The following is a 23,206-nucleotide window of genomic DNA, read 5'->3' on the forward strand; positions in this document are numbered from 1 at the left end:
TGCCTGCACCATCACAGGGCATGAAGGAGAAGATATTCATGGACAGTATCAGTACCGCCATCGACACCCTGGCACAGAGTGCCAACACCCTGTTTATTCTGATGGGGTCTGTCATGGTCTTTGCCATGCACGCCGGCTTCGCCTTTCTGGAAGTGGGCACAGTGCGCCACAAGAATCAGGTTAACGCCTTGGCCAAGATCATGACCGACTTCGGTTTTTCCGCCGTCGCCTACTTTTTTGTCGGCTACTGGGTCGCCTATGGCGTCACCTTCTTTCAGGATGCCGAGACCCTGTCGGCAGACCAGGGCTATGAGCTGGTGAAGTTTTTCTTTCTGATGACCTTCGCCGCCGCCATTCCCGCCATCGTCTCCGGCGGCATCGCCGAGCGGGCCCGCTTCTGGCCCATTCTGTGCGCCTCGTCACTGTCGGTGGCCTTCGTCTATCCGTTTTTCGAAGGCATCGCCTGGAACGGCAACTTCGGCCTGCAGGCCTGGCTGGAAACCACCTTCGGCGCGCCCTTTCATGACTTTGCCGGCTCAGTGGTAGTGCATGGCGTCGGCGGCTGGATAGCCCTGGTGGCCGTATTGCTGTTGGGCGTACGCCGGGGCCGCTATCGTAACGGCAAGCTGGTGGCCTTTCCGCCTTCCAACATCCCCTTTCTGGCACTAGGTGCCTGGATACTGTCCATCGGCTGGTTCGGCTTCAACGTGATGTCGGCCCAGACTCTGGACGGCATTTCCGGCCTGGTGGCGCTGAACTCCATGATGGCCATGGTGGGCGGCATTATCGCCGCGCTGATCCTTGGCAAGAATGACCCGGGCTTTATCCATAACGGCCCCCTGGCCGGTCTGGTCGCCATCTGTGCCGGCTCGGATCTGATGCACCCCATCGGCGCTCTGGTGGTGGGCATGATCGCCGGCGCCCTGTTCGTGTGGCTGTTTACCCTGCAGCAGAAAAAGTTGAAGATCGACGATGTGCTGGGTGTCTGGCCGTTGCACGGCATCTGCGGCGCCTGGGGCGGTATTGCCGTCGGTATTTTCGGCCAGCAGGCACTGGGCGGCCTGGGGGGAGTCAGTATTGTCTCTCAGCTACTGGGCACCTTTGCCGGTATCGTCGTGGCCCTACTGGGCGGCCTGCTGGTATACGGCAGCATCAAGCTGCTGGTGGGCATACGCCTGACCGAAGAGCAGGAATTCAACGGCGCCGATCTCAGCATCCACAAGATTGCCGCCACCTTCAACGACTGAGTCATACCGAATTATCCGCAAACGGTGACAACAGGCGCTACCCTGATTCACAGGGTGGCGCCTGTTGTGATCTGAGCCATCAGTATAATCGCATATTGAGCTCGCCTTCTGCGGTAACAATGAGAGCCAGCGGGTGCTTTTAAAGCAGAAAACTTCACGCCAAAACAAAAAGCTGGCATTCTGTGCGCCGCTCCGTCACACCTGACACGTTCGGTGTGACGAATCAGAGGCTCCAAACCTCACCTCAGGGCATCCTTGATGCCACCGTTTCGCTCCCTTATATCGGATAAGGAGAATCCATCTGATGACAACCGACAAGAAAAAACTGTCGCTGACCAGCAAGGTCCTGCTGGGCATGAGCCTCGGTATTGTGGCCGGCTTTATCTTCCGTACCCTGCTGGGCGAGGTCGCCTTCGTGCAGGAGTATGTGGTCAATGGCCTGCTGCAGGTTGGTGGCGAAATTTTTATCGCCAGCCTCAAGATGCTGGTGGTGCCGCTGATTTTCGTGTCGCTGGTATGCGGTACCAGCTCGCTGAAAGACCTGTCCACCCTGGGTCGCCTCGGTGGCAAGACACTGGCGTTTTACCTGGTGACCACCGCCATCGCCATCAGCCTGGCGTTGCTGATGGGCAATCTGTTCAAACCCGGTGACGGCGTCGACCTCACGGCGGCCACCACCTTCGCCACCAAGGAAGCCCCGAGCCTGGGTGACGTCATCGTCGGCATGTTCCCCACCAACCCCATCAATTCAATGGCTCAGGGCAATACCCTGCAGATCATCGTGTTTGCAGTACTGTTCGGTATCGCCATCAGCCTGGCCGGTAAACCGGGTGAGCGTATCGCCGCCATGTTCGGTGACTTCAACGAAGTCATCATGAAGCTGGTGACCTTGCTGATGAACGTGGCGCCCTACGGCGTCTTCTGCCTGATGGCCCAGCTGTTCACCAGCCTGGGTCTGGATGCCATCGTCAACCTGATGGAATACTTCCTGGTGCTGGCGGGTACCCTGCTGCTGCATGGCCTGGTGACCTACTCCATCATGTTCCGGGCCTTTACCGGCCTGAATCCGCTGACCTTCCTCAAGAAAATGGAAGATGCAGTCATGTTCGCCTTCTCTACCGCCTCCTCCAACGCCACCATTCCGGTGACCATGGAAACCGCCACGCGCCGCATGGGCGTAGACAACAAGGTTGCCGCCTTTACCGTGCCGCTCGGCGCCACCATCAACATGGACGGCACCGCCATCATGCAGGGCGTGGCCACCGCCTTTATCGCCCAGGCCTTCAACATCGACCTGACCTTCAACGATTACCTGATGGTGATCATGACCGCCACCCTGGCCTCTGTCGGCACCGCCGGTGTACCCGGCGTGGGCCTGATCATGCTGGCCATGGTGCTGAACCAGGTGGGTCTGCCGGTAGAAGGCATTGCGCTGATCATCGGCGTGGACCGTCTGCTCGACATGATCCGCACCGCGGTCAACATCACGGGTGACTCCGTGGTCACCTGCATCGTGGGCAAGAGCGAAGGCGCCATGGATGTGGCACGCTTCAACAACCCCAACGCCGGCAAGAGAGAAGAAGAAATTCACTTTCCGCACGGTGCCCGGCCGCAGGCCAAAAACGAGGGCTGACAGCCGGTTTTAACCTGTACGACGCCCGGGCCTGACCCGGGCGTTTTTTTTATCCGCCCCTCCCCGTATCGATTACTTTTTCTGCGTGACGGCCAGCAAAATGGCATTGGTAACCATTGCCCTCGGCCGCCGCAAGTCGCATTATGGACTCATACACCACCGCCTGAGGTCAGGGATGAATTCAGCCTCGATGCCCGCCTTGGGCAGGCCAGCTTCAATGTTACGACGGTTAGGACGATTACCCGATTACCGGCTGCTGTTCGGTCTCTTCCTGTTGCTTGTCTCCACCACCAGGCTGTGGGCCGGCGAACCCCAGGTGCCGCTCAGCGTTACCCAGCAAGTTTATATCGATGCCCACCCGACCCTGTCGATGTGCGTGGATCCGGACTGGTTACCTTTCGAAGCCATAGACAAAAACAAGCAGCATGTAGGCATTGCCGCCGACCTTATCGCCCTGGTCAACGCCAAGACCGGATTACAGATACAGCTGCATCCCACTTCCGGCTGGGAGGAGAGCCTGGCCGCCTCCCAACGCGGAGACTGCGTGGTTCTGAGTCTGCTCAACCAGACCCCGGAACGCGAGCAATGGCTGATATTTACCGAGCCGCTGCTCGACGACCCTAATGTGCTGATCACCCGGGAAGAGCACCCCTTTATCTCCGATGTAGCCGGCCTGACCGATAAGACCATAGCCCTGCAACGGGGCACCGCCATGTCCGAACTCTTTGCCCGGAATTTTCCCAACCTGACCATTATCGACACCGATACCGAACCCGCGGCCATGCAACTGGTGTCGGATGGCAAAGCCGACCTGACCTTGAGATCGCTGGTGGTGGCGGCCCACACCATCAAGCAGCAGGGATGGTACAACCTCAAGATTTCGGGACAGATCCCCGGTTACGAAAACCGGCTGCGCATGGGGGTCCTCCAGTCGGAACATACCCTGCGCGATATTCTCGATCTGGGCATCGCCGCCATTACCGAGCAGGAGCGGCAAAGAGTGATGGATCGCCATCTGTCGTTGCAGATGGTGTCGGAGGTGGTCACCGATTACACCCTGGCCTATGGCCTTGGAATATTGCTCGCCGCCGTCATCGGTACCAGCCTGTTCTGGGCGCGCCGCCTGAAGTCGCTGAACCGGCAACTCGAGATGATGGCGCAGACCGACTCCCTGACCCGATTACCCAATCGGCACGGCCTGAACATGACGCTGGAAAAAGACCTGCGTCGAGCACAACGTTACCGACGTCCGCTGACGGTGATCATGCTCGATATCGATCACTTCAAGCACGTCAACGATCAATGCGGTCATTTGACCGGCGACAAGGTGCTGGTCCGGTTCGGCCAACTGCTGCTGGATAATCTGCGCGAGACCGACGCCATCTGCCGCTGGGGCGGCGAGGAATTCCTGGTCTTGTGCTTTGAAACCGATCTAGATCAGGGACGGCTGCTGGCCGAACGATTGCTGGCCAGCATACGCCAGCATCGCTTTCCCTGTGGCGACAGCATTACCACCAGCGCCGGTATCGCCCAGCTCGAACCCGCCGATACCGTGGACACCCTGGTGCAGAGAGCCGACGATGCCCTCTACGAGGCCAAGCACAACGGCAGAGATCAGGCCTGCGCAGCCAGACCGACGCCCCCGGCTACAGAACACGGCGACCACGACAACAAGGCCTGACACCGGGTCTGCTTTATGCCAAATCCAGAGCGGCCCATGTCTCTTTAGTCGAGTGACGCCACAGAATTCACTCAGGGCACTTAAGTCTTGAGTGCGATATGTCATACAATGCCGGTCGGAAATTCAATCCAGCGGCGTAGGCCAGCGCCAGCACCCGCCACAAGCCAGTGCCGCGCTGAGCCGTTGAACCCCATCTATCAAGCAGGGAAAGAGCGAAATAATGACTACCAAAGTACCCACCATCGTATATACCTTGACCGACGAAGCTCCCGCCTTGGCCACCTACTCTTTGCTTCCCATAGTGCGCACCTTTGCCAGCTCCGCCGGCATTAACGTGACTCTGAGCGATATCTCGCTGGCCGCCCGCATTCTGGCCGCCTTTCCCGAGCGCCTGAACGAAGAGCAACGCGTGGCCGACGGCCTGAGCGAACTGGGCGAACTGACCCAGGACCCGCACGCCAACATCATCAAGCTGCCCAACATCAGCGCCTCGGTACCCCAGCTGCGTGCCTGCGTGGCCGAGTTGCAGGCCCAGGGATTTGATATTCCCGATCTCCCGGAAGAAGCCAAAAACGACGCAGAAAAGTCCATTCTGGAGCGTTATTCCCGCATTCTCGGCAGCGCCGTCAACCCGGTACTGCGTCAGGGTAACTCGGATCGTCGTGCTCCGGCCGCGGTAAAAGCCTTCGTACGCAAGTATCCCCATTCCATGGGCGCCTGGAGCAAGGCTTCCCGCTCCCACGCCGACTACATGAACGGCGGCGACTTCTTCTCCAGCGAGCAGTCCGTCACCATGGACAAGGAGCAGACCGTTCGTATCGAGTTCGTCAACAAGGCCGGCAAGGTCGAGCTGAAGAAAGAATTACCGCTGCAGGCCGGCGAAGTGCTGGACGGCATGTTCATGAGCGCCAAGGCACTGGAAGCCTTCTTCGAGCAGACCCTGCAAGACTGTAAAGAGACCGGCGTCATGTGGTCACTGCACGTCAAGGCCACCATGATGAAGGTGTCTCACCCCATCGTATTCGGCCATGCGGTCAAGGTGTTCTACCGGGAAGTATTCGAGAAATACGGCGAGCTGTTCGACGAGCTGGGCGTCAATGCCAACAACGGCATGAACAGCGTACTGGAGAAGATCAAGACATTGCCCCAGTCCACCCAGGACGAAATCGAACAGGCCATTCACGACTGCTACGAGCACCGTCCCGAAATGGCGATGGTCGACTCGGTCAAGGGCATCACCAACCTGCACGTGCCGAGCGACGTGATCGTGGATGCCTCCATGCCGGCGATGATCCGCAACTCCGGTCAGATGTGGGGACGCGACGGCAAGCAGAAAGACACCAAGGCGGTGATGCCCGAGAGCACCTACGCCCGTATCTATCAGGAAGTGATCAATTTCTGCAAGACCAACGGCGCCTTCGACCCGCGCACCATGGGTACCGTGCCCAACGTGGGCCTGATGGCGATGAAGGCCGAAGAATACGGCTCGCACGATAAGACCTTCGAGCTGCGTGAAGACGGCACCATGCGCGTTGTCGATGCCAACGGTCAGGTGCTGATGCAGCACGACGTCGAAAAAGGCGATATCTGGCGTGCCTGCCAGACCAAGGACGCGGCCATTCGCGACTGGGTCAAGCTGGCCGTTACCCGCGCCCGCCACTCCGCTACTCCTGCAGTGTTCTGGCTGGACGCCGAGCGCGCCCACGACAATGAGCTGCAGAAGAAGGTGGAAGCCTATCTGCAGGAGCACGATCTGAACGGTCTGGACATCCACATCATGTCCTACAACGAAGCCATCCGCTTCTCCATGGAACGCATGATGCGCGGCCAGGACACCATTTCCGTGACCGGCAACGTGCTGCGCGACTACCTGACCGATCTGTTCCCGATCATGGAGCTGGGCACCTCGGCCAAGATGCTGTCCATAGTGCCCATGCTGGCCGGTGGCGGCATGTACGAAACCGGCGCCGGCGGCTCCGCGCCCAAGCACGTACAGCAGCTGATGGAAGAAAACCACCTGCGTTGGGACTCGCTGGGTGAATTCCTGGCGCTGGCGGTGTCGCTGGAAGAGCTGGGTATCAAGGAAGGCAACGCCCGCGCCAAGATCCTGGCCAAGTGCCTGGACAAGGCCACCGAGCTGCTGCTGGACAACGGCAAGTCGCCGTCACGCAAAGCCGGTGAGCTGGACAACCGCGGCAGCCACTTCTACCTGAGCCTGTACTGGGCCCAGCAACTGGCTGCCCAGACAGACGACGCCGAACTGGCCGCCCACTTCGCGCCGCTGGCCAAGGCCCTGGCCGACAACGAGCAGAAAATCGTCGCCGAGCTGGACGCGGTGCAAGGTCAGTCCGCCGGCCTGAACGGCTATTACCACGTCGACCCGACTGCGGTAGAAAAGGTGATGCGCCCCAGCGCCACTCTGAATCAGACCCTGGCCGCACTGAAAGGCTGAGCCTGACCGCCTGAGTCGACCCGGTTAAACCAAACCCCCGGCATCCTGGATGACGGGGGTTTTTTATTGAATGCGGCAGGGTGAATACCATGCCCATGTGGTCAACGTCGGTGCGCCCATAATGGGCGGTGCCGCCCCCCTGACACCAATAACACAGCCCGGCTCATGCTACACTGCGGCAAGATCAGACTCTGCTGATATACGTCGTTTTCGGCCCTTGAAAACCGGGCCTGCAGACCGGGATCAACACAAAAATACACTCGTCCTGAACTCCTAAGGACTGCCAGGGAACGGCCGTGACGTATTAATGATCAAAAATAACTTAATAATAAGAGATAACAAGAGGATAGCCGTTTTTATGTCTCGTTCATTTATATATTCCCTCGCCGCCCTGGCGCCCATGCTGGCCGCCCCTTGCATGGCCCAATCTACCTGGACCGGCAGCATCGGTGCCGCCGCCATGGTCACCCCCGATTATCTGGGCAGTGACGACTACAAGAACCGGGCCCTGCCGAATATCAACCTGACATATGGTGACCTTTTCTACCTGAACCTGCGCGATGGTCTGGGCTGGAACCTGATTCAGCAGCAAGACTGGTCCCTGTCCCCCTTTATCGGTTATCACCTGGGCCGCGACAACACCGGCGACCTGAGCCGTTTCGACAAGGTGGATGCCGGTCTGACCGGTGGCCTGAGAGTCGCCTACCAACCGGGGCCCTGGCGCTACAGCCTGCAGGCAGAAACACCGCTTGGCGGCGATGTGGACGGCTACCAGGTGACCTTGCGAGCCGGCTGGCGTGACGAGATTGCCCCGAACTGGCATGCGGGCTTTGGCCCCAGCCTGGTTTACAGCAGCAAGGAATGGACCCAAGACATGTTCGGTGTGTCCTCCGCCGATGCCGCCCGCAGCGGTCTGTCGCGCTATCGTCCCGACGAGGGTTACCTGCGCCTGGGCCTGAGCGGCAGCATCAGCTACCGCTTTGCGCCCGACTGGAGTATTACCGGTCTGGCCGGTATTACCCAGCTCACCGGTGATGCAGAAGACAGCCCCATCGTTCGTCAGACCGGTGACGCCACCCAGACCCTGGCCGGCGCGGTACTCAGCTACCACTTCTAAGGCTGTCTCTTAGTCATACATGTGGAAGAAAGAGGCAGTAGGGTTGCCTCTTTCTGAACACCGAGTTGCCCGAAGACGGCGCCAACAGGCAACTCGGCCACTTCAGTCTCACATTGCCCCACATTCATTAGTGATGAAACCATATTTCCGCCGTTTATCACCCGTATTGTTCGTCAGTTTATTACTTATGGCGACTTGAGTAACCTCTACTGCCTGACCCACAAAAAACCGCAAGAACATCATAAAAATAACGATACAGATATTTAAATCAGAATAAAAACCTACATTAACAATCGTTTATCAAGCTAACTCTGCTCTCCTTCACGCACTTGATTGCATTGCTCCCTTGCGTCCATGGTCGTCTTTTGACAGTCTATAATAGCCCCAAATGAGGTTAGAACCCGAAACGAAGGAGAGCACGGAATGAACAAGCAAAAAGGACTCAAGCTGGTGACCGGACTGTCGGCGCTGGCGCTGTTCACCTGTACTGCCGCTCAGGCCGACAACTGGCGCTATGCCCACGAAGAATACGAAGGCGACGTACAGGACGTATACGCGCACAAGTTCAAGGAATATATCGAAAAGCACTCGGATCATACCCTGCAGATTTATCGCTTTGGCGAGCTGGGCGAATCCGATGACATCATGGAGCAGACGCAGGCCGGCATTCTCAACTTCGTCAACCAGTCTCCCGGTTTTACCGGCGCCCTGATCCCCGAAGCCCAGATTTTCTTCATTCCCTACCTGATGCCCACCGATATGAGCAAGGTGGTGAGCTTCTTTCGCGAGAGCAAGGCCATCAACGAAGACTTTCCCAAGCTTTATGAGCAGAAGGGTCTGGAACTGCTGAAAATGTATCCCGAAGGCGAAATGGTCATCACCCTGGATGAAAAAGCCACCACGCCAGAAGAGCTGAACAACAAGAAAATTCGGGTCATGACCAACCCGCTGCTGTCGGAAACCTATTCCGCCTTCGGCGCCACCCCGACCCCCCTGCCCTGGGGTGAGGTCTACGGCGCCCTGCAGACCAACATGATTCAGGGTCAGGAAAACCCGATTTTCTGGATCGAGTCCGGCGGCCTCTATGAAGTGTCTCCCAACCTGATTTTCACCGGCCACGGCTGGTTCACCACCGCCATGATGGCGAATCAGGACTTCTACCAGGGCCTGCCCGATGAGGACAAGGCACTGGTGCAGAAGGCCGCCGATCACGCCTTCGAGGAAATCATCGAGCACATTGACGGCCTCGCCGACCGCTCGCTGGAGAAAATCACCAAGAACAGCGACAAGGTCACGGTGACTCGCCTGGATGAGAGCCAGATTGCCGCCTTCAAGGCACGGGCGCCCCAGGTGGAAGACAAGTTTATCGACATGACCGGTGACAGCGGCAAGGCGCTGCTGGACCAGTTCAAACAGGATCTGAAAGATCTGTAAATAATTAATAATGAGCCCACGGCCTCACCAGACTTCCCTGGCGGGGCCGTATAAATCCCATCCGGAGGTGCCTCTGCCGCCGGAACAGAGACGGCTTAGGAGCACAACTTTGTCTAAGCACACAATGTCTGATAACAAAATGTCTGAGCACACTCCTGAACTAGAAGATGACACCGCTTCCTATGACTCCGGCCTGCCCGGCTTTCTCGGCGCAATCGATGAATGGATCGCCCGATTCGAGGCCGTGATGCTGGCGTCCGGCGTGCTGCTGATGGCCATCAACACCTGCGCCAATGTCATCGCCCGCTTTGTGTTTGGCGAGGGCTTCTTCTTTTCCGGCGAGATCAACCGGATTCTGATTATCTTCATCACCTTCGCCGGCCTCGGCTACGCCGCCCGTCACGGCCGCCATATCCGCATGTCGGCGTTGTACGATGCCTTGCCGGCCAAGGTCAGAAAGATACTGATGATCCTCATCGCCCTCTTTACCGCCCTGATGATGTTTTTTCTCAGCTACCACGCCTACGGCTATATCGACACACTCCACAGCCGTGGCCGCATTCTGCCGGCACTCGGCATCGAGATCTGGTGGATTTATATCTGGGCCCCCGTGGGCTTCGCCGTTACCGGCATTCAATACCTGCTGACCGCCGTCAAGAACCTGACCAGCGATGGTATCTATCTCTCCACCGGGGTGATGGATGGCTACGGCGAGACCAAAACCCATACCGAAACCAATACCGAGACCAAAGTTTAATCCCGGGCGGTAATAAAGCGCCTGACGTCAATAACCATAAAAAGGCATAAACCATGGCAACGCTGTTAATGGCCATCATGATTGGGCTGCTGCTGCTGGGCTTTCCCATGATGATTCCGCTGATCACCGCCTCCGTGGTCGGTTTTGTGATGATGTTCGACGGCTTTGGCCAGATGGAGACCTTTATTCAGCAGATGATGGGCGGCATTCGTCCCGCCTCGCTGATTGCGGTGCCCATGTTTATTCTCGCCGCCGACATCATGACCCGCGGCCACTCCGCCGACCGACTGATCAACATGGTCATGGCCTTCATCGGCCACATCAAGGGCGGACTGGCAATCAGCACCGCCACCTCCTGTACCCTGTTCGGCGCCGTGTCCGGCTCCACTCAGGCCACGGTAGTGGCGGTCGGCTCGCCGCTGCGCCCGAAAATGCTCAAGGCCGGTTATTCCGACTCCTTTACCCTGGCGCTGATCATCAATGCCAGCGACATCGCCTTTCTGATCCCGCCCAGCATCGGCATGATCATCTACGGGGTCATCTCCGAAACCTCCATCGCCGAGCTGTTTATCGCCGGCATCGGTCCCGGCTTGCTGATTTTGTTGATGTTTTCGCTCTATTGCCTGTATTACGCCCATAAGCATAATGTTCCCACCGAGCCGAAAGCCAGCTGGTCGGAACGGTTCCGCGCGGTTCAGATGGCCCTGTGGCCGCTGTTTTTTCCGGTGATTATCGTCGGCGGCATTTACGGCGGTATATTCAGCCCCACGGAAGCGGCGGCGGTCTGTGTGCTCTACGCCTTCCTGCTGGAGTTCGTGGTGTTCCGCTCGCTCAAGCTTCCCGAGATCTATCGTATCGCCAAGTCCACCGGCCTGATTACCGCCGTGGTCTTTATTCTGGTAGCAGTCGGTAACGGCTTTTCCTGGATACTGTCGTTCGCCCAGGTACCCCAGGCCATTCTGGAGTCGGTTGGCGTCAACGAGGCCGGTCCGGTCGGGGTTCTGATCGCCATCTGCGTGGCCTTCTTCATCGCCTGCATGTTTGTGGACCCCATCGTCGTCATCCTGGTATTGACGCCCATCTTCGCCCCGGCCATTCAGGCCACCGGGCTGGATCCTGTACTAGTGGGGGTGCTCATTACCCTGCAGGTGGCCATCGGCTCGGCCACCCCCCCGTTCGGCTGCGATATATTCACCGCCATTGCCATTTTCAAGCGCCCCTATATGGAGGTGATCCGCGGTACCCCACCCTTTATTTTCATGCTGGTGGCCGCCGCCGGGCTGATTATTGCCTTTCCGGATATTGCCCTGTTTTTACGCGATCTGGCCTTTCCCGATTGATACCAGTCCCATGGAGCAATCGATCTATTCGATTGTCATATCAATCCCGAACAAAGGGCCCGCTCCGCCGACCCGCTCAGGTAAATGCCACTCACAGTTTCAGCCTGCTGCGAACATTCACTGGATGTTCGGTCAGACCGAAACGCTCGTCACGGCGAGACAGGCTCGCCCCCTCTGCGCTCAGCACATGACATCTGACCGCCAGGGACGGCGGGAATGCCGAAATAGCAGGAGCATTTTTCGGCCCTGTCATGTGCTGGTCGGCGGAGCAGATCCCTTTGTTCTCCTTGATGCTCCGGCGTCGCCTGTTTGCGTCGTCTACAAGCAACTCGGTGCTCGAGAAGACCAGCTGCCCGATGCAAGGGGATCAAAAAAGGGCCCTTGAGGCCCCTTGAGAGTAACGCGGTTTCGGTTCAGAAATGCCAGCTCAGGCCCACCATCAGGCCGTTGATGTCATAGTCGCTGCGGTTGATCAGCTGGGCATATTCCGCAAAGAAGGCCACGCCACCGGGACGGCTCTTGTCCAGGAAGCGCACCCCGACGCCATAGCTGAAGTCATCTTCAGACTCGGAGCCTTTCCACCGCGCCGAAGCTACACTGGCTTCTGCCTTGGCCTTGGTCCAGCCCAGCAGACCATAGACCGACATGAAGTCCTGAATGGGAATCTGCGGCAGGGCATATACACCAAAATAATGTTTCAACTTGGTTTCTACTGCACCATCGAAGTGCTCATCGCTACCCACTCCCTTACCATAGCGACCTTCAAAGGCCAGATAGGGAGAAGGCTGAACACCAAGATTAACCCCTATCGTATTCCAGTCAGCCGATTCCTCAAAGAAGTCGTCTTCGGCGTCCAGACTGAGCTGCGCATAGTTCAACCCAACATAAAACTCGGGTTGTGAATAGACAAAGGGACTACCTGAGGAATATTGCTGAGCCTGGGCGCCAGACGCCACCAACAGACATGCTCCCGCAAGACATGCTTTCAATTTCATATATATCGTCCTTGAGATTATTATTGGATGTTATGTCACCACTGTGCTTGGAAAGCGTAGAACAACAATCCACTTGGCTCCATATGAATTATTTCATCCCCAGTCTTTTCGCCAGCTTGTGCAGATTGCTGGGGTCGATTTCCAGCAAACGGGCGGCGGCGGCCCAGTTGTTTTTGCTCTGCATCAGTGCCTGTTCTATGGCCCGGCGCTGGGCGTCGTTAGTCGCCTGCTGCAGGCTGACCGGGGGTGGGCCAGAAACCAGATCAGCACTATCCGGTGTCGCACCCGTGTTTATCCCCGCTTCGGTTGCGGTGGCGACAGAGCCCTGCGAGTCGCCGGCCAAGTCCAGCAGCTCGGGCTCCAGGGTGATGATGTCTTCCCGCACTGCTCCCCGGCTGAGGGCCTTGATCGCCGCGCGGCTGATCACATGCTCCAGCTCGCGCACGTTGCCGGGCCAGTCATACCGGCACAGGGCCTGCTCCGAGGCCGGAGACAGGCGCAGGCTACGCACGCCCAATCGTGCCCGGTTCAGTTCCAGAAAGTGGCCGGCCAGCACCAGCACGTCACCGCCCCGCTCCCGCAGCGGCGGAATCGGCACCGGATACACCGACAAGCGATGATAGAGATCGGCGCGAAAATGTCCGTCGCGCACGCTGTCGTGCAGCTGGCGGTTGGTGGCCGCAATCACCCGCACATTGACCTTCCGCGGCTTGTCTTCCCCCAGCCGCTGGATTTCGCCGTTCTGCAATGTCCGCAGCAACTTGGCCTGAATACCAAGCGGCAGCTCGCCCACCTCGTCCAGAAACAGGGTACCGCCGTCGGCGGCCTCGAAGCGCCCGGGCCGGGCGTTGCCGGCACCGGAAAAGGCGCCTTTCACATGGCCGAACAGCTCGCTCTCGGCCAGTGACTCGGGCAGGGCGGCGCAGTTGACCTGCACCAGCGGTTTCCGTCGCCGACGCGAGTGCTGGTGCAGACGGTGGGCAAACAGGTCCTTGCCCACCCCGGTTTCTCCGGTCAGCAACACCGGCAGCTCGGAATCGGCCACCACATCCAGCTCCTGCAATAATTGCCTGAGCTGGCCGCTCTGGCCCAGTATCTCTCCTTCTCTACGCTCGCTGAGCAGCTCGGGCGCATCCTGACGCACCAGCCGCAGGCCACGAATATCCTGCTCCAGCCGGGTCATCCGCACCGCCGCCGCCACCGGCAGCATCAGCCGCTGCAACTGTGCGTGCGCTTCCCGATCGAAAGTACCCGCCTCGAGCGCATCCAGGGTCAGGGCGCCCCACAAATTCCCCTCAACATACAGACTGATACCCATGCAGTCGTGCACCGGCAGCGCCTCGCCGACATGGTGCTCCAGTAAACCGTCATAGGGATCTGGCAGCGTTGAGTTGGGCGCAAAAGCCACCGTGCTGCGACTGGCAAGAATGGCTGCCAGCCGCGGATGCTGCGCCACCACGAAGCGTCGGCCCAGTGCCTCGCGCACCAGGCCGTCTACCGCCACCGGGCTCAGGACATCGTCATCCAGCCGCAGCAGACACACTGCACCGGCATGAAAAGATTCTCGCAGGGTACGGACCAGGCTTTGCAACCGCACCGCACTGGGCAAATCGGTAGTCAGATCAGCAAGCAGGATCTCGTAAATCATGGGTATTAATTACCATTTAAGGGTTTTAATTACCCTATGCAAACAGGGTAAAAAATACCATAAAAATAAAAATAACAATAATATCATAAACTTAAAAACTGGCATGCTGATTGCTGATTATTGGGCAGGTTACCTCAATCAAGGAGCAACACATGAGCCTGCTCAACCATTCCCTCGGCTCATTGGCCAGGGACATTCCGGGCGCCACCCGGGTACTTCATCACTACCGGCTGGATTATTGCTGCGACGGCAGTGACCTGCTGAGTGAAGCGCTGGCCAAACGCGGTCTGGATGCCGCCGAGGTGCTGACCCGGCTGGAGTCGCTGCCGGCCCGCAACGAAGATGAAACCAACTGGTCCCGTGCCACCACAGACCAGCTTATCGACCACATTATTGATCGATATCATGAAGTTCACCGCACACAACTGGCAACATTGTCCGACTTGTCACGCCGGGTCGAGCTGACTCACACCGACCATGCCGAATGCCCTCATGGTCTGGCCGATCACCTGGAGACCCTGCGCCAGGAGCTGGAAAGCCATATGCAAAAGGAAGAGCAAATTCTGTTCCCCATGCTGCGCAAGGGCATGTTCACCCCGGCTCAGGCCCCCATCAGTGTGATGCGTATGGAGCACGACGACCACAGCCAGGCGCTCGCCCGCCTGATGGAGCTCACCGATTACCTCGCCCTGCCGGCGGGAGCCTGCGCTAGCTGGCAGGCGCTTTATGCCGGTATTGGCGAGCTGTACACCGATTTAATGCAGCATATTCATCTGGAGAACAACATTTTGTTCCAAACATCTACGCGCCAGGAGGTGCAACATGGCTAATTATCGTCGCCTGTGGACGATACTACTCGTCGTTCTCGGCCTTACCTTTGCCGTACTCGGTTATTTTGGCCGGGAAGTTTATCGCGAGGCTCCGCCCATTCCCGCTCAGGTCGTGACCGAAAGCGGCACCCTGCTCACCACCAAAGACGGCATTCTCGATGGTCAGACTGCCTGGCAATCGGTCGGTGGCATGCAGCTGGGCTCGGTCTGGGGTCATGGCGCCTATCAGGCACCGGACTGGACCGCCGACTGGCTGCACCGGGAGCTGATGGCCTGGCTGGATCTGTCTGCGCTCGATGATTTCGGCAGCCACTACGCCGAGCTGGACGACGAGCAGCAGGCCCTGCTGCAACATCGGCTGAAAAAAGAGTACCGCACCAACGGCTATAACGCCGCCGATGATGTGCTGGTGATCTCCGATCGTCGCGCCCGGGCCATGACCGATACCGCCGACTATTACAGTCGCCTGTTCGGCAACGATGCGGACTATCAGAGCACCCGCCAAAGCTATGCCATGAAGGAGAACACCTTGCCGAGCGCCGAGCGTCGCGCGGATTTGACCAACTTCTTCTTCTGGACCGCCTGGGCCGCAGGTACCGAACGCCCTGAAGGGGGTGCCACCTACACCAACAACTGGCCCCATGAGCCGCTGATCGACAACAAACCCACCGCCGAGAATATCGTCTGGTCCATCGTCAGTGTGGTGCTGCTGATTGCCGGTGTCGGCGGCCTTATCTGGGCCTGGGCCTTCCTGCGCAAGGAAGACGAGAAAGAGCCCGAAGCCCCGGCCAAAGATCCCCTGACCAGATTCAAACTGACGCCCTCGCAAAAGGCACTGGGCAAGTACCTGTTCCTGGTCGTCTCCCTATTCACCTTCCAGGTGATGATGGGGGGTATAACCGCTCACTACACGGTGGAAGGCCAGCATTTTTACGGCATTGAGCTTTCCAAATGGCTGCCCTATACCCTGACGCGCACCTGGCACCTGCAAAGCGCGATGTTCTGGATTGCCACCGGCTTTCTGGCTGCAGGCCTGTTCCTCGCCCCCATCATCAACGGTGGCAAGGATCCCAAGTTCCAGAAACTGGGCGTGGATGTGCTGTTCTGGGCGCTGGTCTCCGTGGTGGTCGGCAGCTTTGCCGGTAACTACCTGGCCATTGCGCAGATCATGCCCGCCAACCTCAACTTCTGGCTGGGCCATCAGGGCTATGAGTATGTCGACCTGGGCCGCCTGTGGCAGATTGGCAAGTTCACCGGCATAGTGCTGTGGCTGGTGCTGATGTTGCGCGGCATAGTGCCGGCTCTGCGTCAGCCCGGTGACAAACACCTGCTGGCACTGCTGACCGCCTCCTGTGCCGCCATCGGCCTCTTCTACGGCGCCGGTTTCTTCTACGGCGAACGTACCCATATCTCGGTAATGGAATACTGGCGCTGGTGGATAGTCCACCTGTGGGTAGAAGGCTTCTTCGAAGTGTTCGCCGCCACCGCCCTGGCCTTTATCTTCTGCAGCATGGGCCTGGTGTCCAAGCGCATGGCCACCACCGCCAGCCTGGCCTCCGCCTCGTTGTTCATGCTCGGCGGCATTCCGGGCACCTTCCACCACCTGTACTTTTCCGGCACCACCACCCCGGTGATGGCCGTAGGCGCGACCTTTAGCGCGCTGGAAGTGGTGCCGCTGGTGGTACTGGGTTACGAGGCCTGGGAAAACTGGCGCCTGAAAAACCGCGCGCCCTGGATGGCCAGCGTGAAATGGCCGCTGATGTTCTTCGTGGCCGTGGCCTTCTGGAACATGCTGGGCGCCGGAGTACTGGGTTTCATGATCAACCCGCCGGTCGCGCTCTATTATATTCAGGGGCTGAACACCACTGCGACCCATGCTCACGCGGCCCTGTTCGGTGTTTATGGCTTCCTGGCCCTGGGCTTCACCTTGCTGGTGCTGCGCTACATTCGCCCCAACCTGGTCTTTAACGAGTCGCTGATGAAAACCGCCTTCTGGTGGCTCAACGGTGGTCTGGTGCTGATGCTGTTCACCAGCGTGCTGCCGGTGGGCGTCATTCAGTTTGTGGCCAGCGCCAGCGAGGGCCTCTGGTATGCCCGCAGCGAAAGCTTCATGCAGCAAGGTCTGCTGCAAACCCTGCGCTGGGTACGCACTTTCGGTGACGTGGTCTTTATCATCGGAACCCTGGCCGTGACCTGGCAGGTGGTGATTGGCCTCTGGCCCCGCAGCAAGCAGGCAGAAGAGGGAGTGGCCGAACTGGCTTCCAAGTAATCGCTAGCCGACTCAGGTCGAATCATCAAGCCCCGGTGCCCCTAGCGGCACCGGGGCTTTTTATTGGCTACCGCCTGGCGAACACGCATCCAGCTCTTTAACCGAACAAGATGACAGCATGATGAAGCCATGGCGCCGATGTCGTTGACATACGAAGGCCCATATATATGATGTGGCCATCATTCAGGACTCCGATTCCGCCATGACCTCTGTGCTTTTTGTCTGCCAAAGCAACGCCGTCTGCTCTCCTATTGCCGAGGCGCTGCTCAAACATCTCGCCGCCGACCGCTTTGAGACAATGAGTGCGGGCCTGCAGCCGACCGTGATAGATACTCATACCCTGGCCGCCCTGACGCAACTCGGCGTCAATACCGAGGGGCTCAACAGCAAGGGGCTGGACAGCATTGAGGAACGGTACTTCGATATCGTGATCAGCCTCTGCGAACAGGCTGAAGAAGCGGCCAGAGCCATACCGGCCAACCAGTTCATGGCCTGGCATTTCGAGGATACACTATGCTGTTCCCAGCCACAGGCGGCCAAGGTGGTGCACGAAATCTTCGAGCGCATCAAGCTGCTGGTACTGCTCCAGGATCGCAAGGCAAAGCCCCTGTGGTAACCGCAGACTCTCCGCTCGCCCTGTTCAAGGCGCTGGCCGACGACACCCGGCTGCAACTGATGTTGCTGATCATGGCCGAGCAGGAAATGTGCGTCTGCGAAATGACCCATGCCCTGAACCAGAGCCAGCCTAAAATTTCCCGTCATCTGGCGCTGTTGCGCCAGCATGAATTGCTGACCGACCGCCGCGAGGGCCAGTGGGTGCATTACCGGCTGGCCCCCGGCCTGAACACCGGCGCTCTGGCGCTGCTGGAACAAACCTTCAGCCATTATCAGCACTATATCGAGCCCGCCCGGGCGCGACTGGCAAAAATGGGCAACAGGCCCGAACGCCAGCAGTTGTGCTGCTGAGTCGCCTCCGATAACGCCTCGACCTTCTGCTGATGACTCCGGACCGGGTGCCAGCCTGCCGTATCACAGGCTTCGCATCATTACGGACACGCCGATTCTTCCGCTTTATAATGGCCGTCAGCTCAGTCAGCGCGAGGCACGGCGTGAATTTCCTAAAATACCTGACCGGTTATCCGGAACAAATCCAGCTTCAGGCCGGTGAACTGCTCACCAGCGGCCGGCTGGGAGATTATCTTGAACGCAAGTATCCGCACCAACACCAGATCCAGAATGACAAGGCCTTGTACGGCTATATCAACGGCCTGAAAAGCCAGTATCTGCGCAAGAGCCCACCGCTCAGTCAGGTGCGCTACGACAGCAAACTCAATGTACTCAAGCACGCCCTGGGCATGCACACCTATCAGTCCCGAGTACAGGGCAGCAAACTCAAGGCCCACAACAGCATTACCGTGGCCGCCCTGTTCAAGGAGGCTCCGCCGGAGTTTTTGCGCATGATAGTGGTACACGAGCTGGCGCACTTTAAGGAAAAGGATCATAACAAGGCCTTTTACCAACTGTGCTGCCATATGGAGTCCGGTTATCACCAGCTTGAGCTGGACACCCGGCTGTGGTTGCAGTGGCGGGAACGAGAGGTGTGAAACCCGCTCATAGCGGGTCAAATGTACCTCGCAGGTCAAATCTACCAGGGTTATGTGGAAAGTACGTATATCACCCCACTCACCACACTTCTAGAATACGCGTGGAAGCATAACGTCAGGATCACAACTATGAAAAAATCGGTATTGTTGGCCAGCGCCCTGGTCATGAATGCGTTACCGGCCGCGGCCGAAATGCCGCCTCAGGCAGCGGTGTGCGTAAGCTGTCACCAGGCCAGCGGGCTCGGCATGCCGAATCTCGCCCCCTCCATCGCGGGCATGCCGGCATCCTATCTGGCTGCGCAGTTACAGCATTTCAAATCCGGTGAGCGTAATAACGCCATCATGCAGCCCATGGCCATGATGCTGGACGATGCCGGTATCAAGGCCACCAGCGAATGGTTTGCCAGCCTGCCGGTTGAGCTGCCCGACAATCCCGCTTTCCGTGGCCAGAAGTCGCCGCAACAGATGACCGACGGAGAAAAGCTGGCGTATCTGGGCGACTGGCAGCGCGATCTGCCCAGCTGCGTGGCCTGTCATGGCCCCGAAGGGGTGGGGGTGGGTGAGTCCTTCCCGCGTTTGGCCGGCCAGCATGCCGATTATATAGAGAGCCAGCTCAAAGCCTGGCAGGCCGGCACCCGCAGTGGCGACACCCACGGCCTGATGGCCTCGGTGGCCAATAAACTGACTGCGGAAGAAATCACCGCCGTTGCCAGCTACTTCGCCAGCGTGGGAGCAAAATAATGATGAAACCGTCTTCTGCTCTGTTACTCGGTCTGTCGCTGGCTGTCACCGGCTCGGCTCAGGCGGCAGGCTCCGCTCAGGCCGCCCACCCCGACAAGCTCGCCGTTCAGGATGAGCTGCCGGTCGGCAAGGCCGCCAGCGAGCACCCTCTTCCTCCCAGCTGGGACAAGCTGCCGGCAGGAGAATTCGGTGACAAGGTACTCCGCGGCTATCAATACTTCGTCGATACCCAGTCGCTGGCCCCCCAGTTTGTGGGCAACGCCCTCAACTGTATCAACTGCCATATGGATGCCGGCAAAAAGGAAAATGCCGCCCCGCTCTGGGCCGCTTATATGAGCTACCCGGCCTTCCGCAAGAAAAACAACAAGATAAACGACTATCAGGAACGGCTTCAGGGTTGCTTCATGTATTCCATGAACGGCACACCGCCCGAGCTGGGCGATCCGGCACTGGTGGACTTGTCCGCCTACGCCTACTGGCTGGCTCAGGGCACCCTGACCGGAGAAGACTTCGATCCGGCCGCCATGACAGTCCCCAGCGATGAAGACTTGCTCAAGGGCGGCAAGCGCGACGACTTCCCCTTCATGCAGTCCTACATGGATGCAGGTGGCAGCAAAGAGCCGGCGTTGCCTGGCCGCGGCTATCCCAAGTTGGATGAGCCGGAGCAGGCCCCGGACATTGCCCGCGGCAAGGCGGTCTATGAGCAGGAATGCTCGGTATGCCACGGCACCAATGGCGAAGGCCAGCAGGTAAACGATCGTTATGTGTTCCCGCCGCTGTGGGGCCCGGATACCTATAACTGGGGGGCCGGCATGCAACGGGTGAATACCGCCGCCTACTTCATCAAGCGCAACATGCCGCTGGGCCAGCCCGGCAAGCTGACCGACCAGCAGGCCTGGGACGTGGCCATGTATCTGGATACCCGGGAACGCCCGCAGGACCCGCGTCATCACGGCGATCTGAAAAAGACCCGTGAGCAGTACCACGGTGGCAAGAGCTATTACGGTACCGAGGTCGAAGGCAAGGTACTGGGTAGCGAAAGCTACCCCAACCATCCCAACAAGCCGCAGTAACCTGCTTTAAAAAACGAATAAAAAGGGCCGGATATCCGGCCCTTTTTTCATCGCTCATATTAGTTCATCGGCACCTTCAGCTTGCCGAGCATGACATTAAAATGCCACTGGCAGACTAAAGCTCACTTCTACATCGGGGGCATCTTCCGTCAGACCCGCCTGCAGGTTCATATTGAGGGTAGTCTTGTCGGTCAGTGCCAGCGAAAAGCCGGTAGACAGGCTGTCCAGCTGCAGAATTGAGCCGGTTTTTCTTCCGTTTATGCTGGATTTGAACACGGTTCTGTGATTCATACCCAAACTGAACGACAGCCGGTTGTTGACCGCAAAGCCCATTCCCATGCCCAGGAAGAAGCTGTTGCCCAGATTGAACTTATCATTTGCCAGACCATCCTCGTTCAGATCCCGACCGGCATCATCTCCCAGGTTCCAGGTGTACCCCGCCGTACCGAATAAAACGGCAGGGTCGGTAGGGTAAATAAGGGTCATACTCGGCTCGATAGACCAAGAGCCGGAGCCAGTCGGCGGATCTACGAAGATACCGTTGTCATTGACTTCACCATCGAATGGAGAATCACCTGTGTCTGATTTTACTCTCAAGCCACCGATCCAGAACGGAGCCGATTCCAGGTTCCACTGATAGCGAATGGCCGCTTCAATGTCTCCCAAGGCAGCGCCTTCGGATGTAAATTTTCTTGGCGAATTTGTCGGGGTATTAGCCTCTCTTATAGAAAAGGTGTCGTAGCGATATACCCAGGGCGCCCTCAACTCCAGCTCTATCCGGTTAGTCAGGCCATAACGAGCAGCCAATCCAAAAGTGAAGGTCGCCTGATCCGCATCCGACGCCTCTATCAAGCCCACCACCAGAGCGGGTAACACGCTGTAACCCACAATGGAAATACGGTTGGATGTATTCTGGGAATAACTGATTGAGGGTTCAATTTCAAAATGCCCCTTGGGGGTAAGCAAACCTCGCGTTTCCAGGGTGTTGGCTATCGAGTCAACAACCTGCCTGTCTTGTGCCTGCACTGCACCCACCACGGAAAGCAGCAAGCCGGCTGATAGTATCCTTTTTTTCATGTTTATCTCCTGATTCCATATCTTGCTATCAATCGATGCAACGAAGCCCTGGAAATACAAAGCAGCTCGGCAGCCCTTCCTGGTTTCCCCGATACCAGTTCAAGCACCCTCTTTATGACAAGTGCTTCGGCCTCTTCCCTTGCCTGCCTAAGACTCAAGTTGTTGTATTTATCAGTGAGGGGGGTATTATCAAACCCCATTGATTCTGCGTTTAAATAATCTCCTTCATAACAAAACAATCCCGTTGTTATTCTTTCAATAAGTTCATCAACATTGCCAGGCCAGTCGTAACTGGCAATGGCATCTTCGGCATCATTAGAAAACCCAAGTACTCTTTTCTTCTGCTCCCGACTCAGCTTGTAAAGATAGTATTTAGCCAGGATAACCTTATCTTGCCCTCTGTCTCTTAATGGAGGAATATCAATCCAGTTTTTTTTCAGCAATGTCAAAAACTCAGATGTAATAGAACCGGACTCATCAACTTCATCAATACTCAAGCCACAACAAAAAACAAACTCACAGCCACTCACCTCCATCAACAAAAAATTACAAATATGAGTTTGCTCAGAACCCGTCAGGTCTACGACATCATTGATACAAAGACAGGCATCACTGGTAGAGCCATGAGAAGTGGCTCTACCAAGATTTGAAAGGTAATTCGTCAATTCTATACTGCTGGCATCCAGTGCTATAAATTCAAATCCGTTCAGCTTGGCCCACCGCTCTGCAAGCAAACGCTTTCCCGTTCCCGCTTCCCCCGAAAGCGTTACCGGTCCACTCTTACAGCGATAGATCTGTCTCAAGGCTTTCTGAAAGCTTTCATGCCGACCTATCACCTCTCCCTTCTGGAATGACAGGCTTAACTTGTTTTTCAACTTGCTCATCCCATAAGCTCTGCCTATGGTAATAAACAACTTTTCTTCCGACACAGGTATAGTATGGTAGTCGTAACAATATGTAGCCACGAAGAGTTGCCACTCTTTTTTTAACAGCTGTTTTCTTGAAAGAATCGCAACCCAGGATACGCCCTGGTAACAGGTTAACCACTGCTCTATTTCAGCATCGGGCTGCACCGAGCTGCTACAATCCATGATCCCTATTGCCGACTCTTTACTATCAAGATATAGCCCTGCCGCCTCAAGATTAGAATATCTAACCAAGAACCAATTCTCATATTGATTACTCAACACTCTCAAACCCGAAGAGTTAGCGTGCTGAAGAACCAGAATCTCCCTTTCCAAGGCCATCTTGTACCACCACTACTATCATCCAGTGATGGATATCACTATAGAACAGAATTTAACCAGG

19 protein-coding genes are annotated in these 23,206 nt (G+C 57.5%); 15 read left to right on the forward strand and 4 right to left on the reverse strand.

Annotated features, from left to right (window positions below; genetic code table 11):
• Positions 1-38 precede the first annotated feature (38 nt).
• The 8 genes from UN63_RS05645 to UN63_RS05680 all read left to right on the forward strand — a co-directional run bounded on the left by UN63_RS05645 (position 39) and on the right by UN63_RS05680 (position 11,661).
• Positions 39-1,247 (forward strand): ammonium transporter, encoded by a 1,209-nt coding sequence (locus tag UN63_RS05645; protein WP_104485804.1) that lies wholly within the window; start codon positions 39-41, stop codon positions 1,245-1,247.
• Positions 1,248-1,551: 304 nt separating this feature from the next.
• Positions 1,552-2,880 carry a dicarboxylate/amino acid:cation symporter gene (locus UN63_RS05650; protein WP_104485805.1) on the forward strand — a complete coding sequence of 443 codons (1,329 nt, stop codon included), beginning with the start codon at positions 1,552-1,554 and terminating at the stop codon, positions 2,878-2,880.
• Between the two features lie 217 nt (positions 2,881-3,097).
• A complete protein-coding gene (locus UN63_RS05655; RefSeq protein WP_104485806.1) occupies positions 3,098-4,561 on the forward strand; it encodes a diguanylate cyclase in 1,464 nt (487 codons plus the stop codon).
• Between the two features lie 220 nt (positions 4,562-4,781).
• Positions 4,782-7,013 (forward strand): NADP-dependent isocitrate dehydrogenase, encoded by a 2,232-nt coding sequence (locus tag UN63_RS05660; RefSeq protein ID WP_104485807.1) that lies wholly within the window; start codon positions 4,782-4,784, stop codon positions 7,011-7,013.
• Positions 7,014-7,371: 358 nt separating this feature from the next.
• Positions 7,372-8,130, forward strand: a complete 759-nt coding sequence (locus UN63_RS05665; RefSeq protein ID WP_104485808.1) for a MipA/OmpV family protein — start codon at positions 7,372-7,374, stop codon at positions 8,128-8,130.
• Between the two features lie 423 nt (positions 8,131-8,553).
• A complete protein-coding gene (locus tag UN63_RS05670; RefSeq protein WP_104485809.1) occupies positions 8,554-9,564 on the forward strand; it encodes a TRAP transporter substrate-binding protein in 1,011 nt (336 codons plus the stop codon).
• Between the two features lie 124 nt (positions 9,565-9,688).
• Positions 9,689-10,321, forward strand: a complete 633-nt coding sequence (locus UN63_RS05675; protein ID WP_244905167.1) for a TRAP transporter small permease — start codon at positions 9,689-9,691, stop codon at positions 10,319-10,321.
• Positions 10,322-10,374: 53 nt separating this feature from the next.
• Positions 10,375-11,661 (forward strand): TRAP transporter large permease, encoded by a 1,287-nt coding sequence (locus UN63_RS05680; RefSeq protein ID WP_104485810.1) that lies wholly within the window; start codon positions 10,375-10,377, stop codon positions 11,659-11,661.
• 413 nt (positions 11,662-12,074) lie between these two features.
• On the opposite strand, the gene UN63_RS05685 is transcribed toward UN63_RS05680, so the two are convergent.
• Both UN63_RS05685 and norR read right to left on the reverse strand, forming a co-directional pair.
• Positions 12,075-12,656, reverse strand: coding sequence for a porin family protein (locus UN63_RS05685; protein ID WP_104485811.1), 582 nt, complete (start codon positions 12,654-12,656; stop codon positions 12,075-12,077).
• Positions 12,657-12,744: 88 nt separating this feature from the next.
• On the reverse strand, positions 12,745-14,304 hold the full coding sequence (gene norR / locus UN63_RS05690) for a nitric oxide reductase transcriptional regulator NorR (protein ID WP_104485812.1): 1,560 nt from the start codon (positions 14,302-14,304) through the stop codon (positions 12,745-12,747).
• A gap of 152 nt (positions 14,305-14,456) precedes the next feature.
• On the opposite strand from norR, the gene ytfE reads away from it, so the two are divergent.
• The 7 genes from ytfE (at position 14,457) to UN63_RS05725 (ending at position 20,821) form a co-directional block, all read left to right on the forward strand.
• Positions 14,457-15,134 (forward strand): iron-sulfur cluster repair protein YtfE, encoded by a 678-nt coding sequence (ytfE, locus tag UN63_RS05695; RefSeq protein ID WP_104485813.1) that lies wholly within the window; start codon positions 14,457-14,459, stop codon positions 15,132-15,134.
• Positions 15,127-17,403, forward strand: a complete 2,277-nt coding sequence (locus tag UN63_RS05700) for a nitric-oxide reductase large subunit (protein ID WP_104485814.1) — start codon at positions 15,127-15,129, stop codon at positions 17,401-17,403. The genes ytfE and UN63_RS05700 overlap by 8 nt, the downstream gene beginning before the upstream one ends.
• A 202-nt stretch (positions 17,404-17,605) precedes the next feature.
• A complete protein-coding gene (locus UN63_RS05705; protein ID WP_104485866.1) occupies positions 17,606-18,019 on the forward strand; it encodes an arsenate reductase/protein-tyrosine-phosphatase family protein in 414 nt (137 codons plus the stop codon).
• Positions 18,013-18,369, forward strand: a complete 357-nt coding sequence (locus UN63_RS05710; protein WP_229793525.1) for a metalloregulator ArsR/SmtB family transcription factor — start codon at positions 18,013-18,015, stop codon at positions 18,367-18,369. Before UN63_RS05705 ends, UN63_RS05710 begins: the two co-directional genes overlap by 7 nt.
• A 143-nt stretch (positions 18,370-18,512) precedes the next feature.
• Positions 18,513-19,007, forward strand: a complete 495-nt coding sequence (locus UN63_RS05715; protein WP_104485816.1) for a M48 family metallopeptidase — start codon at positions 18,513-18,515, stop codon at positions 19,005-19,007.
• A gap of 129 nt (positions 19,008-19,136) precedes the next feature.
• Entirely contained in the window at positions 19,137-19,748 is a 612-nt protein-coding gene (locus tag UN63_RS05720) for a c-type cytochrome (protein ID WP_104485817.1), read from the forward strand.
• Positions 19,748-20,821 (forward strand): c-type cytochrome, encoded by a 1,074-nt coding sequence (locus tag UN63_RS05725; RefSeq protein ID WP_229793524.1) that lies wholly within the window; start codon positions 19,748-19,750, stop codon positions 20,819-20,821. Before UN63_RS05720 ends, UN63_RS05725 begins: the two co-directional genes overlap by 1 nt.
• A gap of 96 nt (positions 20,822-20,917) precedes the next feature.
• On the opposite strand, the gene UN63_RS05730 is transcribed toward UN63_RS05725, so the two are convergent.
• Both UN63_RS05730 and UN63_RS05735 read right to left on the reverse strand, forming a co-directional pair.
• Positions 20,918-21,898 (reverse strand): transporter, encoded by a 981-nt coding sequence (locus tag UN63_RS05730; RefSeq protein ID WP_104485818.1) that lies wholly within the window; start codon positions 21,896-21,898, stop codon positions 20,918-20,920.
• 2 nt (positions 21,899-21,900) lie between these two features.
• Positions 21,901-23,145 carry a VpsR-related response regulator gene (locus tag UN63_RS05735; RefSeq protein WP_104485819.1) on the reverse strand — a complete coding sequence of 415 codons (1,245 nt, stop codon included), beginning with the start codon at positions 23,143-23,145 and terminating at the stop codon, positions 21,901-21,903.
• Positions 23,146-23,206: the final 61 nt, after the last annotated feature.

Origin of the sequence: Oceanisphaera arctica (assembly GCF_002936955.1) — a bacterium.
Classification (GTDB): domain Bacteria; phylum Pseudomonadota; class Gammaproteobacteria; order Enterobacterales; family Aeromonadaceae; genus Oceanimonas; species Oceanimonas arctica.

What these genes read in the sequence shown, in the direction of transcription:
- UN63_RS05650 (WP_104485805.1), top strand. Translation starts at nt 1,552, where the DNA reads ATGACAACCGACAAGAAAAAACTGTCGCTGACCAGCAAGGTCCTGCTG.
- UN63_RS05720 (WP_104485817.1), top strand. Translation starts at nt 19,137, where the DNA reads ATGAAAAAATCGGTATTGTTGGCCAGCGCCCTGGTCATGAATGCGTTA.
- UN63_RS05645 (WP_104485804.1), top strand. Translation starts at nt 39, where the DNA reads ATGGACAGTATCAGTACCGCCATCGACACCCTGGCACAGAGTGCCAAC.
- UN63_RS05735 (WP_104485819.1), bottom strand. Translation starts at nt 23,145, where the DNA reads ATGGCCTTGGAAAGGGAGATTCTGGTTCTTCAGCACGCTAACTCTTCG.
- norR (WP_104485812.1), bottom strand. Translation starts at nt 14,304, where the DNA reads ATGATTTACGAGATCCTGCTTGCTGATCTGACTACCGATTTGCCCAGT.
- UN63_RS05685 (WP_104485811.1), bottom strand. Translation starts at nt 12,656, where the DNA reads ATGAAATTGAAAGCATGTCTTGCGGGAGCATGTCTGTTGGTGGCGTCT.
- UN63_RS05675 (WP_244905167.1), top strand. Translation starts at nt 9,689, where the DNA reads ATGTCTGATAACAAAATGTCTGAGCACACTCCTGAACTAGAAGATGAC.
- UN63_RS05725 (WP_229793524.1), top strand. Translation starts at nt 19,748, where the DNA reads ATGATGAAACCGTCTTCTGCTCTGTTACTCGGTCTGTCGCTGGCTGTC.
- UN63_RS05655 (WP_104485806.1), top strand. Translation starts at nt 3,098, where the DNA reads ATGTTACGACGGTTAGGACGATTACCCGATTACCGGCTGCTGTTCGGT.
- UN63_RS05670 (WP_104485809.1), top strand. Translation starts at nt 8,554, where the DNA reads ATGAACAAGCAAAAAGGACTCAAGCTGGTGACCGGACTGTCGGCGCTG.
- UN63_RS05665 (WP_104485808.1), top strand. Translation starts at nt 7,372, where the DNA reads ATGTCTCGTTCATTTATATATTCCCTCGCCGCCCTGGCGCCCATGCTG.
- UN63_RS05680 (WP_104485810.1), top strand. Translation starts at nt 10,375, where the DNA reads ATGGCAACGCTGTTAATGGCCATCATGATTGGGCTGCTGCTGCTGGGC.
- UN63_RS05705 (WP_104485866.1), top strand. Translation starts at nt 17,606, where the DNA reads ATGACCTCTGTGCTTTTTGTCTGCCAAAGCAACGCCGTCTGCTCTCCT.
- ytfE (WP_104485813.1), top strand. Translation starts at nt 14,457, where the DNA reads ATGAGCCTGCTCAACCATTCCCTCGGCTCATTGGCCAGGGACATTCCG.
- UN63_RS05700 (WP_104485814.1), top strand. Translation starts at nt 15,127, where the DNA reads ATGGCTAATTATCGTCGCCTGTGGACGATACTACTCGTCGTTCTCGGC.
- UN63_RS05730 (WP_104485818.1), bottom strand. Translation starts at nt 21,898, where the DNA reads ATGAAAAAAAGGATACTATCAGCCGGCTTGCTGCTTTCCGTGGTGGGT.
- UN63_RS05660 (WP_104485807.1), top strand. Translation starts at nt 4,782, where the DNA reads ATGACTACCAAAGTACCCACCATCGTATATACCTTGACCGACGAAGCT.